The organism is Microbacterium sp. UBA7513 (assembly GCF_002478345.1).
In the GTDB taxonomy this organism is placed as follows: domain Bacteria; phylum Actinomycetota; class Actinomycetes; order Actinomycetales; family Microbacteriaceae; genus Microbacterium.
The window spans coordinates 779-16,102 of the sequence record NZ_DLNJ01000025.1 but is presented as its reverse complement, the minus strand read 5'-3'; the positions used below and the strand labels follow the sequence as shown (position 1 = coordinate 16,102).

At 71.8% G+C, this 15,324-nt stretch carries 16 protein-coding genes; 12 read left to right on the top strand and 4 right to left on the bottom strand.

Going from position 1 to position 15,324, the window contains the following annotated elements; genetic code table 11:
* Positions 1–16: 16 nt before the first annotated feature.
* The 4 genes from B2W79_RS14210 to B2W79_RS14195 form a co-directional block, all read right to left on the bottom strand.
* Positions 17–388: a hypothetical protein gene (locus B2W79_RS14210; RefSeq protein WP_071327859.1), complete on the bottom strand. Its 372-nt coding sequence runs from the start codon at positions 386–388 to the stop codon at positions 17–19.
* A 110-nt stretch (positions 389–498) separates the two neighbouring features.
* Positions 499–1,212 (bottom strand): purine-nucleoside phosphorylase, encoded by a 714-nt coding sequence (gene deoD / locus B2W79_RS14205; RefSeq protein WP_136051017.1) that lies wholly within the window; start codon positions 1,210–1,212, stop codon positions 499–501.
* 13 nt (positions 1,213–1,225) lie between these two features.
* The gene (locus tag B2W79_RS14200) at positions 1,226–1,885 is read right to left on the bottom strand and encodes a DNA alkylation repair protein (protein ID WP_292790402.1); all 660 of its coding nucleotides are present in this window, start codon (positions 1,883–1,885) and stop codon (positions 1,226–1,228) included.
* 106 nt (positions 1,886–1,991) lie between these two features.
* On the bottom strand, positions 1,992–3,029 hold the full coding sequence (locus B2W79_RS14195) for an FUSC family protein (RefSeq protein WP_292790399.1): 1,038 nt from the start codon (positions 3,027–3,029) through the stop codon (positions 1,992–1,994).
* Between the two features lie 101 nt (positions 3,030–3,130).
* Here B2W79_RS14195 and B2W79_RS14190 point away from each other — a divergent pair, with 101 nt between their 5' ends.
* From B2W79_RS14190 to B2W79_RS14135, 12 genes are all read left to right on the top strand, one after another.
* A complete protein-coding gene (locus B2W79_RS14190) occupies positions 3,131–3,586 on the top strand; it encodes an SRPBCC family protein (protein WP_292790396.1) in 456 nt (151 codons plus the stop codon).
* Between the two features lie 94 nt (positions 3,587–3,680).
* Positions 3,681–4,769, top strand: a complete 1,089-nt coding sequence (locus B2W79_RS14185) for a hypothetical protein (RefSeq protein WP_292790394.1) — start codon at positions 3,681–3,683, stop codon at positions 4,767–4,769.
* A 132-nt stretch (positions 4,770–4,901) separates the two neighbouring features.
* Complete coding sequence (locus B2W79_RS14180; RefSeq protein ID WP_071327854.1) at positions 4,902–5,120, top strand: hypothetical protein; 219 nt, start codon at positions 4,902–4,904, stop codon at positions 5,118–5,120.
* 68 nt (positions 5,121–5,188) lie between these two features.
* On the top strand, positions 5,189–8,056 hold the full coding sequence (locus B2W79_RS14175) for a helix-turn-helix transcriptional regulator (RefSeq protein WP_292790387.1): 2,868 nt from the start codon (positions 5,189–5,191) through the stop codon (positions 8,054–8,056).
* Between the two features lie 73 nt (positions 8,057–8,129).
* Entirely contained in the window at positions 8,130–8,333 is a 204-nt protein-coding gene (locus tag B2W79_RS14170; RefSeq protein ID WP_025104028.1) for a cold-shock protein, read from the top strand.
* A 233-nt stretch (positions 8,334–8,566) separates the two neighbouring features.
* Positions 8,567–9,592 carry an iron-siderophore ABC transporter substrate-binding protein gene (locus B2W79_RS14165; RefSeq protein WP_292790382.1) on the top strand — a complete coding sequence of 342 codons (1,026 nt, stop codon included), beginning with the start codon at positions 8,567–8,569 and terminating at the stop codon, positions 9,590–9,592.
* 32 nt (positions 9,593–9,624) lie between these two features.
* Complete coding sequence (locus B2W79_RS14160; protein WP_071327852.1) at positions 9,625–10,668, top strand: FecCD family ABC transporter permease; 1,044 nt, start codon at positions 9,625–9,627, stop codon at positions 10,666–10,668.
* On the top strand, positions 10,665–11,738 hold the full coding sequence (locus tag B2W79_RS14155; RefSeq protein ID WP_292790377.1) for a FecCD family ABC transporter permease: 1,074 nt from the start codon (positions 10,665–10,667) through the stop codon (positions 11,736–11,738). Before B2W79_RS14160 ends, B2W79_RS14155 begins: the two co-directional genes overlap by 4 nt.
* Positions 11,735–12,535: an ABC transporter ATP-binding protein gene (locus tag B2W79_RS14150; RefSeq protein WP_071327850.1), complete on the top strand. Its 801-nt coding sequence runs from the start codon at positions 11,735–11,737 to the stop codon at positions 12,533–12,535. Before B2W79_RS14155 ends, B2W79_RS14150 begins: the two co-directional genes overlap by 4 nt.
* Positions 12,525–13,478, top strand: a complete 954-nt coding sequence (locus B2W79_RS14145) for a siderophore-interacting protein (RefSeq protein ID WP_292790375.1) — start codon at positions 12,525–12,527, stop codon at positions 13,476–13,478. Before B2W79_RS14150 ends, B2W79_RS14145 begins: the two co-directional genes overlap by 11 nt.
* 1 nt (position 13,479) lies before the next feature.
* Positions 13,480–14,319, top strand: a complete 840-nt coding sequence (locus B2W79_RS14140) for an ABC transporter ATP-binding protein (RefSeq protein WP_292790373.1) — start codon at positions 13,480–13,482, stop codon at positions 14,317–14,319.
* A gap of 24 nt (positions 14,320–14,343) precedes the next feature.
* Positions 14,344–15,324 (top strand): iron-siderophore ABC transporter substrate-binding protein (locus tag B2W79_RS14135; protein ID WP_292790371.1); only part of this gene is annotated, 981 nt, incomplete at its 3' end.

Sequence of the window (15,324 nt, the reverse complement as noted above, 5' to 3'; positions counted from 1 at the left end):
CCCACGGCCCCATGGATCACGCGCCGAGGGCGGCGACCCGGCGGTTCACCGAGGAGCGCAGCAGGGCGAGGTTCGTGGCCTGGCGATCGGCGGCCAGGTAGATGAACAGGTCGTCGTCGAGCATCTTGAGCAGGTGCAGCTGCGTGTTCAGCGTCAGCAGCATGTCCTCGAGCTCGCCGTCGATGCCGAGGGCGTCGATCGTGCGCTTCTTGTTCTTCACGATCTCGCTGTTGAACGCGCTCGCGACCTCGAGGTCGAAGTCCGGGCGGACGGAGCTCGAGGCGAGCGGCAGCCCTGATTCGAGGTCGACGATCGACGCCCCGATGAATCCGTTGATGTCGCGTTCGATGTCCGCCAGCAGCGCGTTGAGCTGATCTTGCGTGGCCATGGTTCTCCCCAGTCGTCTTCGTCGCGCGCAGCAGCGACCGCCCTGTGCGGTCGTCCCCAGCGCCGCGCGACCTGTGAAGTGTATAACGTTACTTGGGGGGCGGGCCAATCTCAGACCGAGGTCGCCGCGCGGAGGGCGATGCGGACCATGTCGCCGAACGTCTGCTCGCGCTCCTGGGCCGTGGTCTCCTCACCCGTGACGATGTGGTCGCTGACGGTGCAGATCGCGAGGGCGCGGCGTCCGTGGAAGGCGGCGAGCGTGTAGAGCCCTGCCGCCTCCATCTCCACGCCGAGGATGCCGTGCTGCACGAAGGGCGCGGTGAGCTCCGGCCGGGTGCTGTAGAACTGATCGCTCGAGAACAGCGGCCCCACGTGCACGGTGGACGAGAGGGGCTCGGTCTCGCTGGCCTCCACCGCCGCGCGCAGCAGGGCGAAGTCGGCGAGCGGGGCGTAGTCGAGGCCGTGGAAGCGCACGCGGTTGATCCCGGAGTCGGTGCTCGCGCCGTTCGCGATGATGATGTCGCGCACCGCGAGCCTCTCGGTCAGCGCGCCGCAGGACCCCACGCGGACGATCGTCTGCACGTCGTACTCCGTGAACAGCTCCGTCGCGTAGATCGCCATCGACGGCTGCCCCATGCCCGAGCCCTGGACGGAGACCCGGTGCCCCTCCCAGGTGCCGGTGAAGCCCAGCATCCCGCGCGTCTCGGAGTACAGCTCGGCGTCGTCGAGGAAGGTCTCGGCGATCCACCTCGCCCGCAGCGGGTCGCCGGGGAACAGCACGATGGGGGCGATCTGACCGGGTTCCGCGGCGATGTGGGTGCTCATCCGCTCAGCGTACTCAGCCCTCGCGACGGCGGACGATCTCCCCGATCCAGAGGGGCGCGAAGGGGGAGGTGCAGCCCGGGGCCGTGGGGTAGTCGGCCAGGACCTGGAGCCGCTCGCCGATCTCCACCGCCCGCGCTCGCAGGTCCGGATGGAAGATGCCGATGTTCGCGAGGGTCTCGTTCATGGCCCACTGCAGGCGCGGTGGGGCCTGCTGCAGGTCGCGTTCGATGAGGTCGAGGAGGTGCGACAGGTCGAGGCCGTCGGCGTCCTTCGTCACCCGGACCGTCGTGAGCGACCACGCGGCCGCGGCGACGGTGGGATCGGCGTCGTCGAACCAGCGCCGGCGCAGTTCCTCGGCGAGGGGCGACTTCTTGAGCACATAGTTCACGAACCAGTCGTTCACCTTGGGCGGACGCGTCTCGCGCAGCATCGTGTCGAGCTCGTCGGCCGTGAAATCGGCCGGGCGGCACACGAGCAGGGCCAGCAGCCGGGCGGACGTCTCGCCCGTCGCCCAGAGCTCCCGGGCGAGGGGCTGGTCGGTCTTGATGCGCTTCGCGAGAGCGCGCATCCGACTCAGGTTGATGCCGTGGTCGTCGCCGCGCTTCTCGTTCGCCGCGCGCTGCTTCGGGTCTTCCAGCGCCGCGAGCTCCGCCAGCGCCTCCTCCACTGTCATCCCGCCAGGGTAACCCCCGTCGACCCACCCCTTTCGGTGCGTCCCGGCCCGTTGCGGACGCACCTACGGGGCCGGGAGGCGCGAAAAGGGGTGGGTCGGCGGGAGGTCAGTCCTCGTCGAGCAGTTCGCCGCGGATGCGACGGAGGTCTTCCATGAGGGAGCCGACGAGGATCCAGTGCTGCGAGGACGGCGGACGGATCACGAGCGGAGCGGTCAGTGCGGGGATGGCAGAGGTCAGCGTCTCGGGCTCCGCGGAGGGCGCCGTGGTCTGCACCGCGAGACGCACGTCGTGTCCGGCCCGGCGGAGCTGCTCGGCGATGGCGGCCACCGCGGGCTCCTCGCCGAGCCGGTCGTCGTAGTGGTCGAAGTAGGCGCGGGTCATGCCGATGGTCTGCGTGACGATGGGCGAGAGCCGGTCGAGCAGCGCCTTCAGCTCCTGCAGGTCGGCGCGATGGGTCGAACGCCGCGGATTCAGCGTGAGCGATTCCTCTCCGGCGGCGATGGCGGCGTCCGCGGCATCCTTCATGGGCCGCAGCAGCCGCACCTCGAGCATGAGCTCCTGCAGCCGCGCCGGCGTCTGCGGGGAGGGCAGGGCGTCCGCCAGGCGGTCGAGGCTCGCGGCGAGCTCCCGCCCCAGCAGCCCCACGTTCCGCCGCGCCGGCTCGACGAGCACCGGCGGCACGATCAGCGCGTTCACGACGATCCCGATGACCACCCCGATCAGGGTCTCCCCGATCCGCGCGACCGCATACTCCGGACTCGACGACCCGAGCGCCAGCACGAGCATCGCCGAGATCGCGACCTGATTGCCGGTGCCGGGGGACGCCCGGAAGATCCACGCCACGAGCATCGCGACGACGATCGCCAGCAGCACGATCCAGCTCGGCGAGCCGAGGAGCAGGCCGAGACCGACCGCGATGACGACCCCGACGATCACGCCTATGCTGCGCTCGAGCGCCTTCGACAGCGACTGGTTGACGCTCGGCTGCACGACCAGGAGCGCGGCGATGGCGGCGAACACCGGCAGCTGCCCCGGGAAGACCCAGCCCGCGATCAGCCACGCGGCGATGGTCGCCGCGGCCGACTTCACCACCTGCAGCAGGGGGGAGCGCTGGGAGGCGCGGATCGCGGCGGGGATGCGCATGACCTCCACGGTAGTCGCGCCGATGTCAACCCCATCGCCCTTCTCGCGCGGAGCAGGCTGAATGGAGGCACACGAACGACGAACAAGTGAGGAGCATCCCCATGGTGCAGATCATCGAGACCATCGACGTCGACGTTCCCGTCCGCACGGCGTACAACCAGTGGACGCAGTTCGAGAGCTTCCCGAAGTTCCTCGACGAGGTCGTCTCCATCACGCAGATCGACGAGACCCGCACGCACTGGAAGGTGAACGTGGGGGGCGCGGAGCGTGAGTTCGACGCCGAGATCACCGAGCAGCACCCGGATGAGCGTGTCGCGTGGAACAGCGTCGGCGGGGAGACCGAGCACGCGGGCGTCGTGACGTTCCACAAGCTCGACGACAACACCACGCGGGTGACCGTCCAGCTCGACTGGGCGCCGGAGGGGCTGCTGGAGAAGGTCGGCGCTCTGGTCGGCGCGGGATCCCACGCGGTGAAGAAGGATCTGAAGAACTTCAAGGAGTTCATCGAGGGCCGCGGCGTCGAGACCGACGCCTGGCGCGGTGACGTGGACGCCTGACGCCTCTGCTTCGAGGCCCGGGACCGCAGTCTGTGGCCCGGGCCTCGTCGCGTGTGGGGCTGCGGACGTCGGACGCGCGTGCTTGCATGGGCGCATGGACACGACGGAGCGTCTGCGCGGCGAGGGGCGGGCCGTCCTCGCGACCGTCGTCTGCTTAGTCGGGGGAGCCCTCGCCGGGGCGCTGCTCCTCGCCGGTCCGCCGCGGCCGCTGACCGGTGAGGGAGGTCTCGCGTTGCCCGCCGCGGGAGTCGCCGGCGGCATCGCGGCGCTGGCCTTCGTCATCAGCACGCTTCTGCACCGTCGGGGGGAGGCGACGGGGATGCCGCGCTGGCAGCGGGTCGTGTCCCGCCTCTCCGCCGCCGCTCTCACCGTGGCGCTCGGGGCCGTGACGGCGATGGGCGTGCTGCTCACCGCGGAGGTGCTCGCGGCGGGCCTGCGCGGTCTCGCGCTCGGAGCGATCGGCGGCGGGCTGCTCACGGGGGTCGCGGCGGCGGTCGGCGGACGACTCGCGTTCGGTGCGGGGATCGGTCTCCGGACCGCCGATCTCGCCGGACTCCTGTTCGGGTTCCTCGTGATCGGCACGCTGTTCGCGATGGTGACCGCCGTCGACCCCCGGTGGTGGGCGGAGAACTTCTCGCAGCTCGGGGTGGGCTGGGCGTTCAACGGCACCCTCGTCGTGGCCGGGCTGCTGGTCGCCACCGTCGGCGCGTACATCGGCCGCGACCTGCATCGGCTGCGCGGCGACGACGCGCTGTCCAGGATCGCGACCGTGGTCGTGCTGTGGGCCGCGGCCGGACTCGCGCTCGCCGCCGTCGGGCTCCTGCCGCTGTATCGGGCCCCCGTTCCGCACGATATCGCGGCCGTCGCGGCGCTACTCCTCTTCCTCGGGGCTGCCGCCGCGACGACGCTGACCGTCCCCGGCCGACCCCTGGCCCTCGTGGTGACCTCCGTCGCGGTGGGGGTGCTCGTGGTCGCGGCCGTGCTGCTGTGGTGGCCGCTCGGCTTCTTCCCGGTGACCGCGGTGGAGGCGGTCGTCGTCGGGCTCGGGCTGCTGTGGATCACGACGCTCGTCCGGGTGCTCGCGATCCTCGTGCCGGAGGGGACCCGTCCGTCCGCGCGGCCCTCGCTCTGGCAGGGCAGGCGGTCGCGCGAGCTCAGGCGGGTTCGCGCGCCAGGAGCCTGATGCGGCGTGGAGGCCTGCGTCAGCCTAAGGAAGAAGGGGCGGAGGGGGCGCGGAAGATAGGGCATCCGTCCGATGCCGAGGGGACACCTCAGAGCGGAGTGTAGGGATACACCGAACCGTCGAGGAGACACCATGTTCGAGCACCCCTATCTCAGCCACCAGGTCACCGTCTTCGAGCAGGAGCAGATCGAACGCGCGGTCGCCCGGCGCCGGATGCTCCTGGAGCACGCGGATCAGATCGTGCCGCGACCGGCGGGTCCGCTGCGCCGGTGGCTGCGCCGCCACGGACGCGGAACGCCGGCACCGCGGGCCTCCCAGACGGGAGCATGCGATCCGGCTCTCGCGCGATGACCGACGGCGTCGTGCTGTCCTTCCCCTCGGGCCCTTCGGATGTCCGAGGGGAGTGGCACGATGGGTCCATGGCCCCAGCCCCCACCGCCGCGATGGTCGGGCGTGACGCCGAGCTCGCCGAGATGCGCCGCCTGTTCGACGGCGTGCGCGACGGCGTGCCCGCCGCGCTGCTGGTCGAAGGGGAGGCGGGGATCGGCAAGTCCCGGCTGGTGCGGGAGTTCGCCACCGGGGTCGCCGATGCTGCCGACGTGCACGTCGGGTGGTGCCTCGACCTCGGCACCTCGCGTGCCCCGTTCGGGCCGCTCGCCGGCATCCTCCGCTCCATCGTGGAGCGCATGGGCGCGGACCGCGTGCGCGAGGCGGTCGGCGTGGGCGTCGAGGCGCTCGGCATGCTGCTGCCCGAACTCGTCGACGCACCCGCGCCCCGCGACCGCACGAGTCCCGAACGCCTGCGCGACGCGATCGCGTCCCTCATCGAGGCCGCCACGGAGCTGGCGCCGCAGGTGGTCCTCATCGAAGACCTGCACTGGGCCGACGATTCCACGCTCGCGATCCTCTCCTTCCTGCTCCGCACGCTCGACCACGGCCGGCTCCTGCTGCTCATCACGTGCCGCACCGACGACGTACGCCGGGGCGATGCGGTGAGTCGCTTCATCGGCGAGGCGACGCGCGCGCGGCTGCTCGAGCGGATGACGGTGTCGCGCCTCGACGACGATGCGGTTCGCGAACTCGTGGCCCAGATCACGGGCCGCGCACCGACGGCGACGGCGCTGGAGCGGCTGCAGGTGCGTGCCGAGGGCGTGCCCTTCTTCGTCGAGGAGATCGCCGGGTGCGCCCAGGGTCCCCTGCCGGAGAGCCTGCGCGACCTCCTGCTCGCCCGCTTCGACCGCCTCGGGGACGACGCGCGCCGCGTGGTGCAGGTCATGTCCGGCGCGGAGCGACCGCTCACGGATCCTCTGCTGCTGCGCCTCGTCGAACTCCCGGAGGATCGCGTCGAGAACGCCGTCCGCGAGGCCGTGCGCAGCGGCATCATCGTCGTCGGCGAAGACGACTACGGGTTCCGGCACGCGCTGCTGCGCGAGGCCGTGCACGACGATCTGCTGCCGGGCGAGCGGGCCCGCCTGCATCGCGCGTACGCCGAGGCGCTGGAGGAGGGCGGTGGCGACGACGCGGCGGCCCTGGCGTACCACTGGCAGCTCGCACAGGACGACCGTCGTGCCATCGCGGCCGCCGCCGACGCCATGCGCCAGGCCAAGGCCCAGTACGCCTTCGCCAGCGCGGCGCGGTTCGGCGAGCTCGTCCTCGAACTCTGGCCCCTCGTGCCGGACGCGACGGAGGCGACGGGGTTCGCACGCCTCGACCTGCTCCATGTGCTCGGTTCCGTCCTGCGCAACGCCGGCGACGGCGAGCGGGCCCTGGCGGTCGCCAACGTCGCGCTGAGTGAGGTCGATCCGGCGGCGGTCGACCCGCGGCTGCACGCGCGGCTGCTGCGGAACAAGGCGCTGTACCTCGTCAACCTCGGTCGCCTCGGGGCCATCCCGCTCCTCCAGGAGGCGCTCGCGCTCGCGGAGCGCGTCGACGACGACGTGTTCCGCGCCGAACTGCTGAACCAGCTCGCGAGTCGCCGCATGATCGCGGGCGACCGCGAAGAGGCTATCCGGCTCGCCGACGAGGCCGAGCGTCGCGCGGCGGGCGCGTCCACGACGGATCAGCTCTCGATCGCCGCGAACGTCCGCGGCGGGTCGCTGGCCCACCTCGGCCGGGTCGAGGAGGGGGTGCGCGAGTACGGACGGGCGCGCGACCTCGCCGCCGGATCGACCGCGGAGATGCGCTACCGCGTCAACTACTCCGACCTGCTGACGCTGCTGGGCCGCTACCGGGAGGCGGTCGCCGTCGCGGAGGAGGGCCTGCGGCGAGCCCGTGAGCTCCGCGTCGAGCGCACCTCGGGCTCGATCATGGCGCAGAACATGATCGTGCCGCTGCTCGAGCTCGGCGAGATCGGTCAGGTCGAGGACATGCTCGCCCGGGACTTCCTGCAGGGCACGCTGCGGGTGTTCCGGATGTACGTGAGCATGACCAGGGTGCGGGTGCTCGCCTGGCGAGGTCGAGCGGCGGAGGCGGCGGAGACCCTGCAGGAGTGGCTCCCGGCGTTCGAGGAGACCGGGGTCTCGGAGCGGCAGATCTGGTACGACCGGATCACGATGCAGGTCGCCGTGGCAGAGAGCCGGGGCGACCTGCGCGGCGCGCTCGACGTGATCGGGGAGATGCTGCGCGACGACAGGCCGGCACTGCTGCATCAGCGGCGGCTGCTCCTGGAGGCGGGTGCTCTCGTGACGGCGCTGCGGGCGGGCGGCGTCGACGTCGGAGCGACGGTCGCGGCGGTCCGGGAGGCGTGGGAGGCGCAGCCGCCGGAACTCCAGGACGACGCGTGGTCGGCGGTGCTGCATGCCCTGCTCGACCCGAGTCCGGCCGGGGTCGACGAGGCGCTGCGGTGCGCGGACGGCGACGACGTTCCGGCGACCTTCCGCGTGGTGCTGCGGCTTGAGCGCGCCCGGCTGCACGTCGCCGCCGGAGAGCGCGCCGAGGCGGCTGCCCTGCTCGCCGCGGCGACGACGACTGCAGAGGGGCTCGGTCATGTGCCGCTGCAGCAGACGTTGGCGCGGTTCGGCGAGGCGGCCGGGCTGCGGTCGTCCGGGCCCCGCGAGGTCGCCGCCACGGAGCAGCTGACGGCCAGAGAACGGCAGGTGCTCGCCCTCATCGCGGAGGGGCTGAGCAACCGCCAGATCGGGGAGCGCCTGTTCATCAGCGTGAAGACCGTGAGCGTCCACGTCTCGGCGGTGCTGCGGAAGCTCGGCGTGAGCACGCGCACCGAGGCGGCGCTCGCCCATCGCACGGCCGAAGAAGGGGAGGCCCGTCAGTCCGCCGTGGTAGCGTGACCGAGCATGCATGTCGGATCATCGGCATGGTGCAGGCCGCGTGAGCGGCCGGTCAACAGAAAGTAGAAAACACATGGCCACTGGCACTGTGAAATGGTTCAACGCAGAGAAGGGCTTCGGCTTCATCGCTCCCGATGACGGCACCGAAGACCTCTTCGCCCACTACTCGGCTATCGCCGGCTCCGGTTTCAAGGAGCTCCGCGAGAACCAGAAGGTCGAATTCGACGCTGAGCGTGGCCCCAAGGGCATGCAGGCGGCGAACATCCGCGCTCTCTGAGCGTGCGCTGACTTCCTGAAGCCGGCCGGATCCGTACGGGTCCGGCCGGCTTTTCGCTGCCCCGGCACTTTCGAATCGCCCACTTTGCGGCATCTGGGCGCCGGATGGGGCAAGGTGAGCGATTCGAAACGGGAGTGAGGGCGCCCTAACCTCCGTGTTAGATTAGGCGAGGCTTACCAAAGGCCGGACGCTCTCGCGTCGACACCCCATCTCCCATCCCGAAGGGAACGCCTGTGCGCACCTCTCGACTCCTCGCCCTCGGCGCGGCCGCCGCGCTCGCCGTGACGCTCTCCGCCTGCTCGTCCTCCGCGCCGGAGTCGACCGCGACCACCGGCGGCAACCCGGCCTCCGACGACGCGTTCCCCGTGACCATCGAGCACGTCTACGGCGAGACGACCATCGACGAGAAGCCCGAGCGCGTGGCGACCGTCGCGTGGGCGAACCACGAGGTGCCGCTCGCCCTCGGCATCGTCCCGGTCGGCATGAGCAAGGCCACCTGGGGCGACGACGACGACAACGGCATCCTCCCGTGGGTCGAGGAGAAGCTCGACGAGCTCGGCGGGGAGACCCCGGTGCTCTTCGACGAGACCGACGGCATCGACTACGAGGCCGTGGCCGACACCGAGCCCGACGTGATCCTCGCCGCCTACTCCGGCCTCACGCAGGAGGAGTACGACACGCTCTCCAAGATCGCGCCGGTCGTCGCCTACCCCGATGTCGCGTGGGGCACGTCCGTCGACGACATGGTCGAGATGAACGCCAAGGCCCTGGGGCTTGAGGCCGAGGGCGAGTCCCTGATCGAGGACCTGCACGCCGACGCCGACGCCGCCCTGGAGAAGTACAGCATCCTGAAGGACAAGAAGGTGCTCTTCGCCTACTTCGACCCGAGCGACCTGAGCCAGATCGGCTACTACACCGCGGCCGACACGCGCCCCGGGTACCTGCACGACCTCGGCCTGCCGCTCCCCGCGATCGTCGAGGAGAACGCGGACAGCGACCAGTTCTACCTGCAGGTGAGCGCCGAGGAGGCGCAGAAGTTCGACGACGTGGACGTGCTGGTGACCTACGGCGACGACTCCACCCTGGCCACGCTGCAGGCCGACCCGCTGCTGTCGAAGATCCCCGCCATCGCGGAGGGCCGCGTCGCGATCCTCCCGGACGCCACCCCCATCGCCGCAGCGGCGAACCCGTCGGCGCTGTCGATCCCGTGGGGTCTCGAGGACTACCTGGCCATCCTCGCCGCGCCGCTCGCGAAGTAAGCTCCGCGTCCGCCCCCCAGCGGAGAGCCGTCGTGATCCCAGCACCCGTCCTCGCGTCGGACGCCGCCACCCTGCGGCGTCCGACGGTGGTGCGCACCCTCTGGCTGCTCGCCGGAGTCGGTGTGATCCTCGTGCTCGTCGTGCTCTCGGTGTCGTTCGGGGTGCGCGCGGTCACGCTCGACGACATCCTCGCGGCGCTCTCCGGCCAGACCGACACGATCGCCCAGGCCGCGGTCGTCAAGCGCATCCCCCGCACCGTGCTCGCGCTCCTCGTGGGGGCGGCCCTCGCCCTCGCCGGAGCGACCATGCAGGCCGTCACGCGCAACCCCGTGGCCGACCCCGGCATCCTCGGGGTCTCGAACGGCGCCTCGTTCGCGGTCGTCCTCGGCATCGCGTTCTTCGGGCTGAGCAACCCCTACGGGCAGATGGCCTTCGCGATCGTGGGCGCCGCGGCGGCGGCCGTCTTCGTGTACACCGTCGGCTCCCTCGGCCGCGGCGGGGCCACGCCGCTCAAGCTGGCCCTCGCGGGGGCGGCGACCTCCGCGGCGTTCGCCTCGCTCATCAGCGCGGTCATGCTGCCGCGGGTCGACCTGCTGCAGACGTTCCAGTCGTGGCAGATCGGCGGCGTCGGCGGGGCGGAGTGGCCGCGGATCGCGATCACCGCTCCCGTCCTCGCGGTCGGCGCCCTCATCTGCTTCCTGTGCGCCCGGGGCATGAACTCCCTCGCGCTCGGCGACGACATGGCCAAGGGTCTCGGCGAGCACGTGCTGCGCACCCGGATGCTGTCGGCGCTCGGGGCGGTCATCCTCGCCGGCGCGGCGACGGCCATCGCGGGGCCGATCGGGTTCGTCGGGCTCATCGTCCCGCACATGTGCCGGATGCTCGTGGGGACCGACCACCGGTGGCTGCTGCCCTTCTCGGCCCTCGCCGGCGCCGCGCTGCTCACCGCGAGCGACATCGTCGGACGCGTGATCTCGCCGTCGTCCGAGGAGATCCAGGTCGGCATCATCACCGCGATCATCGGGGCGCCGTTCTTCATCTGGATCGTCCGCCGGCAGAAGGTGCGGGAGCTGTGAGCACGACCGAGCACACCCTCGTCCGCGGCGACGAGTCCGCCGCCGCCCGCACCGCGCGCATCATCGCCGGTCGCCGGGCACGCCACCGCCGTCACGCGGTGGTCACCCTCGCCCTCGGGGCCGTCGTGATCGTGCTGTTCACGGTGGCGCTCATGGTCGGCAACACGTTCTACCCGCTCGACGAGGTCATCCGCGTGATCCTCGGTGAGACGGTGCCCGGCGCCTCGTTCACGGTCGGCGACCTGCGGCTCCCCCGTGCGGTCCTCGCGATCCTCACGGGCCTCGCGTTCGGCATGGCGGGCGTCACCTTCCAGACCATGCTGCGCAATCCGCTCGCCTCGCCGGACATCATCGGCATCTCGAACGGCGCCGGCGCCGCCGCGGTGTTCGGCATCGTCGTGCTCTCGCTCAACGGCCCGGCCGTCTCCCTCCTCGCGCTCGTCGGCGCCCTCGTGACGGCGCTGGCGATCTACCTCCTCGCCATCAAGGGCGGCTTCGCGGGCACCCGCCTCATCCTGATCGGGATCGGCGTCGCGGCGATGCTGCAGAGCGTCATCTCCTACCTGCTGTCCCGGGCCGCGAACTGGGACATCCAGACCGCGATGCAGTGGCTCACCGGCAGCCTCAACAACGCGTCCTGGGAGCGGGTGCTGCCGATGGCGATCGCCGCCGCGATCCTCGTGCCGCTGCTGCTCTCGCAGGGGCGGGCGCTGGGAACACTCCAGCTCGGCGACGACTCGGCCGCGGGGCTCGGCGTGCGGGTCACCGCCACGCGCCTCGTCTTCATCCTCGGCGCCGTGGCCCTCCTCGCCTTCGCGACCGCCGCCACCGGGCCGATCGCGTTCGTCGCGTTCATGGCCGGACCCATCGCCGCGCGGCTCACCGGTCCCGGCGCCACGCTGCTGCTGCCCAGCGGTCTCGTCGGGGCGGTGCTCGTGCTCAGCGGCGACCTCATCGCCCAGTTCGCGCTCGGCGCGCGCTACCCGGTCGGCGTGGTCACCGGCGTCGTCGGCGCGCCGTACCTCATCTATCTGCTCATCCGCACCAACCGCACCGGAGGCTCGCTGTGACCGCCGCCCACCGCCTGTCCGCCGAGGGGGTCACCCTCTCGTACGGCGACCGCACCGTGGTCGAGGGCCTCGACCTGCAGATCGCGCCGGGGAAGATCACGACGATCGTCGGCGCGAACGGCTGCGGCAAGTCGACGCTGCTGCGCGCCCTCGCCCGCCTGCTGTCCCCGGGGGACGGGGAGGTCGTGCTCGACGGGAAGTCGATCCACGCCCGTCCGACGAAGGAGGTCGCGCGCATCCTCGGCCTCCTGCCCCAGTCGCCCGTCGCCCCCGAGGGCATCGCCGTCGCCGACCTCGTCGGTCGCGGGCGTCATCCCCATCAGCGGGCGCTGTCGAGGTGGAGCGCGCATGACTACGAGGTCGTCGCCGACGCCCTGGACGCGACCGGCATCAGCGACCTCGCCGACCGCAGTGTGGACGAGCTCTCCGGCGGCCAGCGGCAGCGGGTCTGGATCGCGATGGCCCTCGCGCAGGAGACCGACATCCTGCTGCTGGACGAGCCGACGACCTTCCTCGACGTCGCCCACCAGGTCGAGGTGCTCGACCTGCTCACCGACCTCAGCGTCGCCCGCGGCACCACGATCGTCATGGTGCTGCACGACCTCAACCTCGCCGCGCGCTACGCCGACGAGCTGGTCGCCATGAAGGACGGCCGCGTGCACGCGACCGGCGCCCCGCAGGAGATCGTCACCGCCGAGCTCGTGCAGGAGGTCTTCGGCCTCCCCAACCAGATCACCATCGACCCGGTCTCCGGCAAGCCGATGGTCACCCCCATCGGAAGGCATCATGTCCGCTGAATCCACCACGACCGAGCGCCCGACCTACATCCTCACCCGCGCCGAGGTGCGCGCCGTCTCCCGCGTCTCCCCGTCGTTCGTGCGGGTGACGCTCGGCGGCGAGGAGCTCAGCGAGCTGGGGACGCCAGGGGAGGTGTACGACAGCCGGGTCAAGCTCGTCTTCCCGCCCGCGTCCGGCGTGCTCGCCGAGATCGACCGGTCGACGCACGACTGGTGGGGTTCGTACCTGGCCGTCCCCGAGGAGGAGCGCGGCTCGATGCGCACCTACTCCGTCCGGGACCTGCGGGTCGACGGCGACGGCCGCACCGAGGTCGACATCGACTTCGTGCTGCACCTGGAGCCGGGGCTCACCGGTCCGGCCTCTCGGTGGGCGAGCACGGCCGCGGTGGGCCAGGAGCTGTGGCTGGTCGGCCCGCGTCGGGGCGTCGTGGCGCACGGAGGAGCCGAGTACGCGCCGGGGGTGGCGACCTCGGTGGTCCTCGTCGGGGATGAGACCGCGGCCCCCGCCATCGCCCGCATCCTGGAGGATGCCCCGCGCGACCTCCGCGGCACGGCGTTCATCGAGGTGCCGTCGCCCGCCGACGTGCTCGCGATCGACGCGCCGGACGGGGTGGACGTGCACTGGCTGCCGCGCGACGCCGGCGAGCCGCACGGCCTCCGACTCATCCCCGCGGTGCTCGAGCACCTGGGCGACGATGATGCCGGGGACGAGATCCGCGTCACCGACATCGAGGGGGAGGACCTCCTCTGGGAGACCCCCGAGTACTCGAGCCTGGGGGAGGAGATCGCGCCCGACGACGCCGCCGGCCGCTACTTCTGGATCGCGGGCGAGAGCGGTGTCGTGACGACGCTGCGTCGGCACCTCGTGAAGGACCTCGGGATCGACCGCGCGCAGGTCGCGTTCATGGGCTACTGGCGCCGCGGCGTCGCGATGCGGGGCTGAGATGACCGACGCCATCGATCGCCACAGCCTCGCGGGGGAATCCCTCGTTCTCGGCTACGGCCGCACGCGCGTCGTGCACGACGTCTCCCTGCGCCTCGCGCCGGGCCGGGTGACCGCGCTGATCGGACCGAACGGCAGCGGCAAGTCGACCGTCCTCCGCGCCCTCGCGCGGCTGCACCGCATCGAGGCCGGGACCGTGCGCATCGGCGGCGCGGAGCCGCGCGACGCCGCCACGCTCTCCGCCAAGGAGTTCGCGAAGACCGTCGCGATGCTCTCGCAGTCCCGGCCGCACCCCTCCGGGATCGAGGTCTCCGACGTCGTCGCCTACGGCCGGCACCCGCACCGCGGACGCTTCTCCGGCGTGAGCGACGCCGATCGTTCCGCCGTGGCGCGTGCCCTCGCCCTCACCGGGCTGTCCGCGATGGCCGCCCGTCCGGTCGACCAGCTCTCCGGCGGCGAGCTGCAGCGCGTCTGGCTGGCGACCGCACTCGCCCAGGACACCGGGGTGCTGCTGCTCGACGAGCCGACCAACCACCTCGACCTGCGCTACCAGGTGGAGACCCTCGACCTGGTGCGGGAGCTCGCCGACGACCACGGCACCGCGCTCGGCGTCGTGCTGCACGACCTCGACCACGCCGCCTCGGTCGCCGACGACGTCGTGCTGATGCACCGCGGCCGGGTGCACGCGGCGGGGGCGCCCGCCGAGGTCCTCACCGGCGAGAACCTGTCGCACGTGTACGGCCTGTGCATCGACACCGCCCTCGACGAGGAGACCGGCCTGGTGCGGGTGCGTCCGCGCGGCCGCCACCACGGTCGCCTCCGCACTCCTTCCGCCTCCTGATCCCGACCTCTGAAGGAACCACCGATGAAGAAGACCTCCCTCGCCGTGCTCGCCCTCGGCGGCGCTCTCACCCTCGCGCTCGCCGGCTGCGGCACCACGCAGACGCCGTCCGCCCAGGGATCGGACTCCCCGACCTCGACGAGCGCGGGCTGCACGGACGACGCCACGAGCACCTCGACCGGGGCGGTCTCCGTCACCGACGACCTCGGCCGCACGGTCGAGCTCGACAAGCCGGCCGAGCGCATCGCGGTGCTCGAGTGGCAGCAGATCGAGGACGCCCTGTCGCTGTGCGTGACGCCGGTCGCGGTGGCCGACGCCGAGGGCTACAGCACCTGGGTCACCGCGGAGGAGCTGCCGGAGGGCGTCGTCGACGTGGGCACCCGTCAGGAGCCGAACCTGGAGACGCTGTTCGGCACCGACCCGGACCTCGTGATCGTCGAGGTGAGGGCCGCGGACGACCCCATCGTCGCGCAGCTGGAGGCCTACGACGTGCCCGTGCTCGCGACGATCGGCGCCGATGCGAAGGACCCGATCGCCAAGATGCTGAACACCTTCGACCTCATCGCGCAGGTCACCGGTCGCGAGGAGCGCGCCGAGGTCGTCACCGAGGAGTTCCAGGAGCACCTCGACACCGCGAAGGCCGAGCTCGCCGACCGCGACCTCGCCACGACCGACTTCGTGTTCTTCGACGGCTGGGTCGACGGCGGCAACGTGGCGCTGCGTCCGTTCGGCCAGGGCTCGCTCGTCGGCGAGGTGGGCGAGGAGCTCGGGCTGACGAACGCCTGGACCGGCGAGGTCGACCCCGTGTACGGCCTCGGGCAGACCGATGTCGAGGGCATGACCACGGTCGGCGACGCGAACCTCTTCTACACCGGCACCGCGGATCCGGATTCGGAGAGCTTCGTCGACGCCCTCGCCGACAACCCCGCCTGGACCTCGCTCCCCGCGGTGGCGGAGGACCGCCTGACCGCGTTCCCGGCCGGCATCTGGACCTTCGGCGGCCCG

What these genes read in the sequence shown, in the direction of transcription:
- B2W79_RS14210 (WP_071327859.1), bottom strand. Translation starts at nt 388, where the DNA reads ATGGCCACGCAAGATCAGCTCAACGCGCTGCTGGCGGACATCGAACGC.
- deoD (WP_136051017.1), bottom strand. Translation starts at nt 1,212, where the DNA reads ATGAGCACCCACATCGCCGCGGAACCCGGTCAGATCGCCCCCATCGTG.
- B2W79_RS14200 (WP_292790402.1), bottom strand. Translation starts at nt 1,885, where the DNA reads ATGACAGTGGAGGAGGCGCTGGCGGAGCTCGCGGCGCTGGAAGACCCG.
- B2W79_RS14195 (WP_292790399.1), bottom strand. Translation starts at nt 3,029, where the DNA reads ATGCGCATCCCCGCCGCGATCCGCGCCTCCCAGCGCTCCCCCCTGCTG.
- B2W79_RS14190 (WP_292790396.1), top strand. Translation starts at nt 3,131, where the DNA reads ATGGTGCAGATCATCGAGACCATCGACGTCGACGTTCCCGTCCGCACG.
- B2W79_RS14185 (WP_292790394.1), top strand. Translation starts at nt 3,681, where the DNA reads ATGGACACGACGGAGCGTCTGCGCGGCGAGGGGCGGGCCGTCCTCGCG.
- B2W79_RS14180 (WP_071327854.1), top strand. Translation starts at nt 4,902, where the DNA reads ATGTTCGAGCACCCCTATCTCAGCCACCAGGTCACCGTCTTCGAGCAG.
- B2W79_RS14175 (WP_292790387.1), top strand. Translation starts at nt 5,189, where the DNA reads ATGGCCCCAGCCCCCACCGCCGCGATGGTCGGGCGTGACGCCGAGCTC.
- B2W79_RS14170 (WP_025104028.1), top strand. Translation starts at nt 8,130, where the DNA reads ATGGCCACTGGCACTGTGAAATGGTTCAACGCAGAGAAGGGCTTCGGC.
- B2W79_RS14145 (WP_292790375.1), top strand. Translation starts at nt 12,525, where the DNA reads ATGTCCGCTGAATCCACCACGACCGAGCGCCCGACCTACATCCTCACC.
- B2W79_RS14140 (WP_292790373.1), top strand. Translation starts at nt 13,480, where the DNA reads ATGACCGACGCCATCGATCGCCACAGCCTCGCGGGGGAATCCCTCGTT.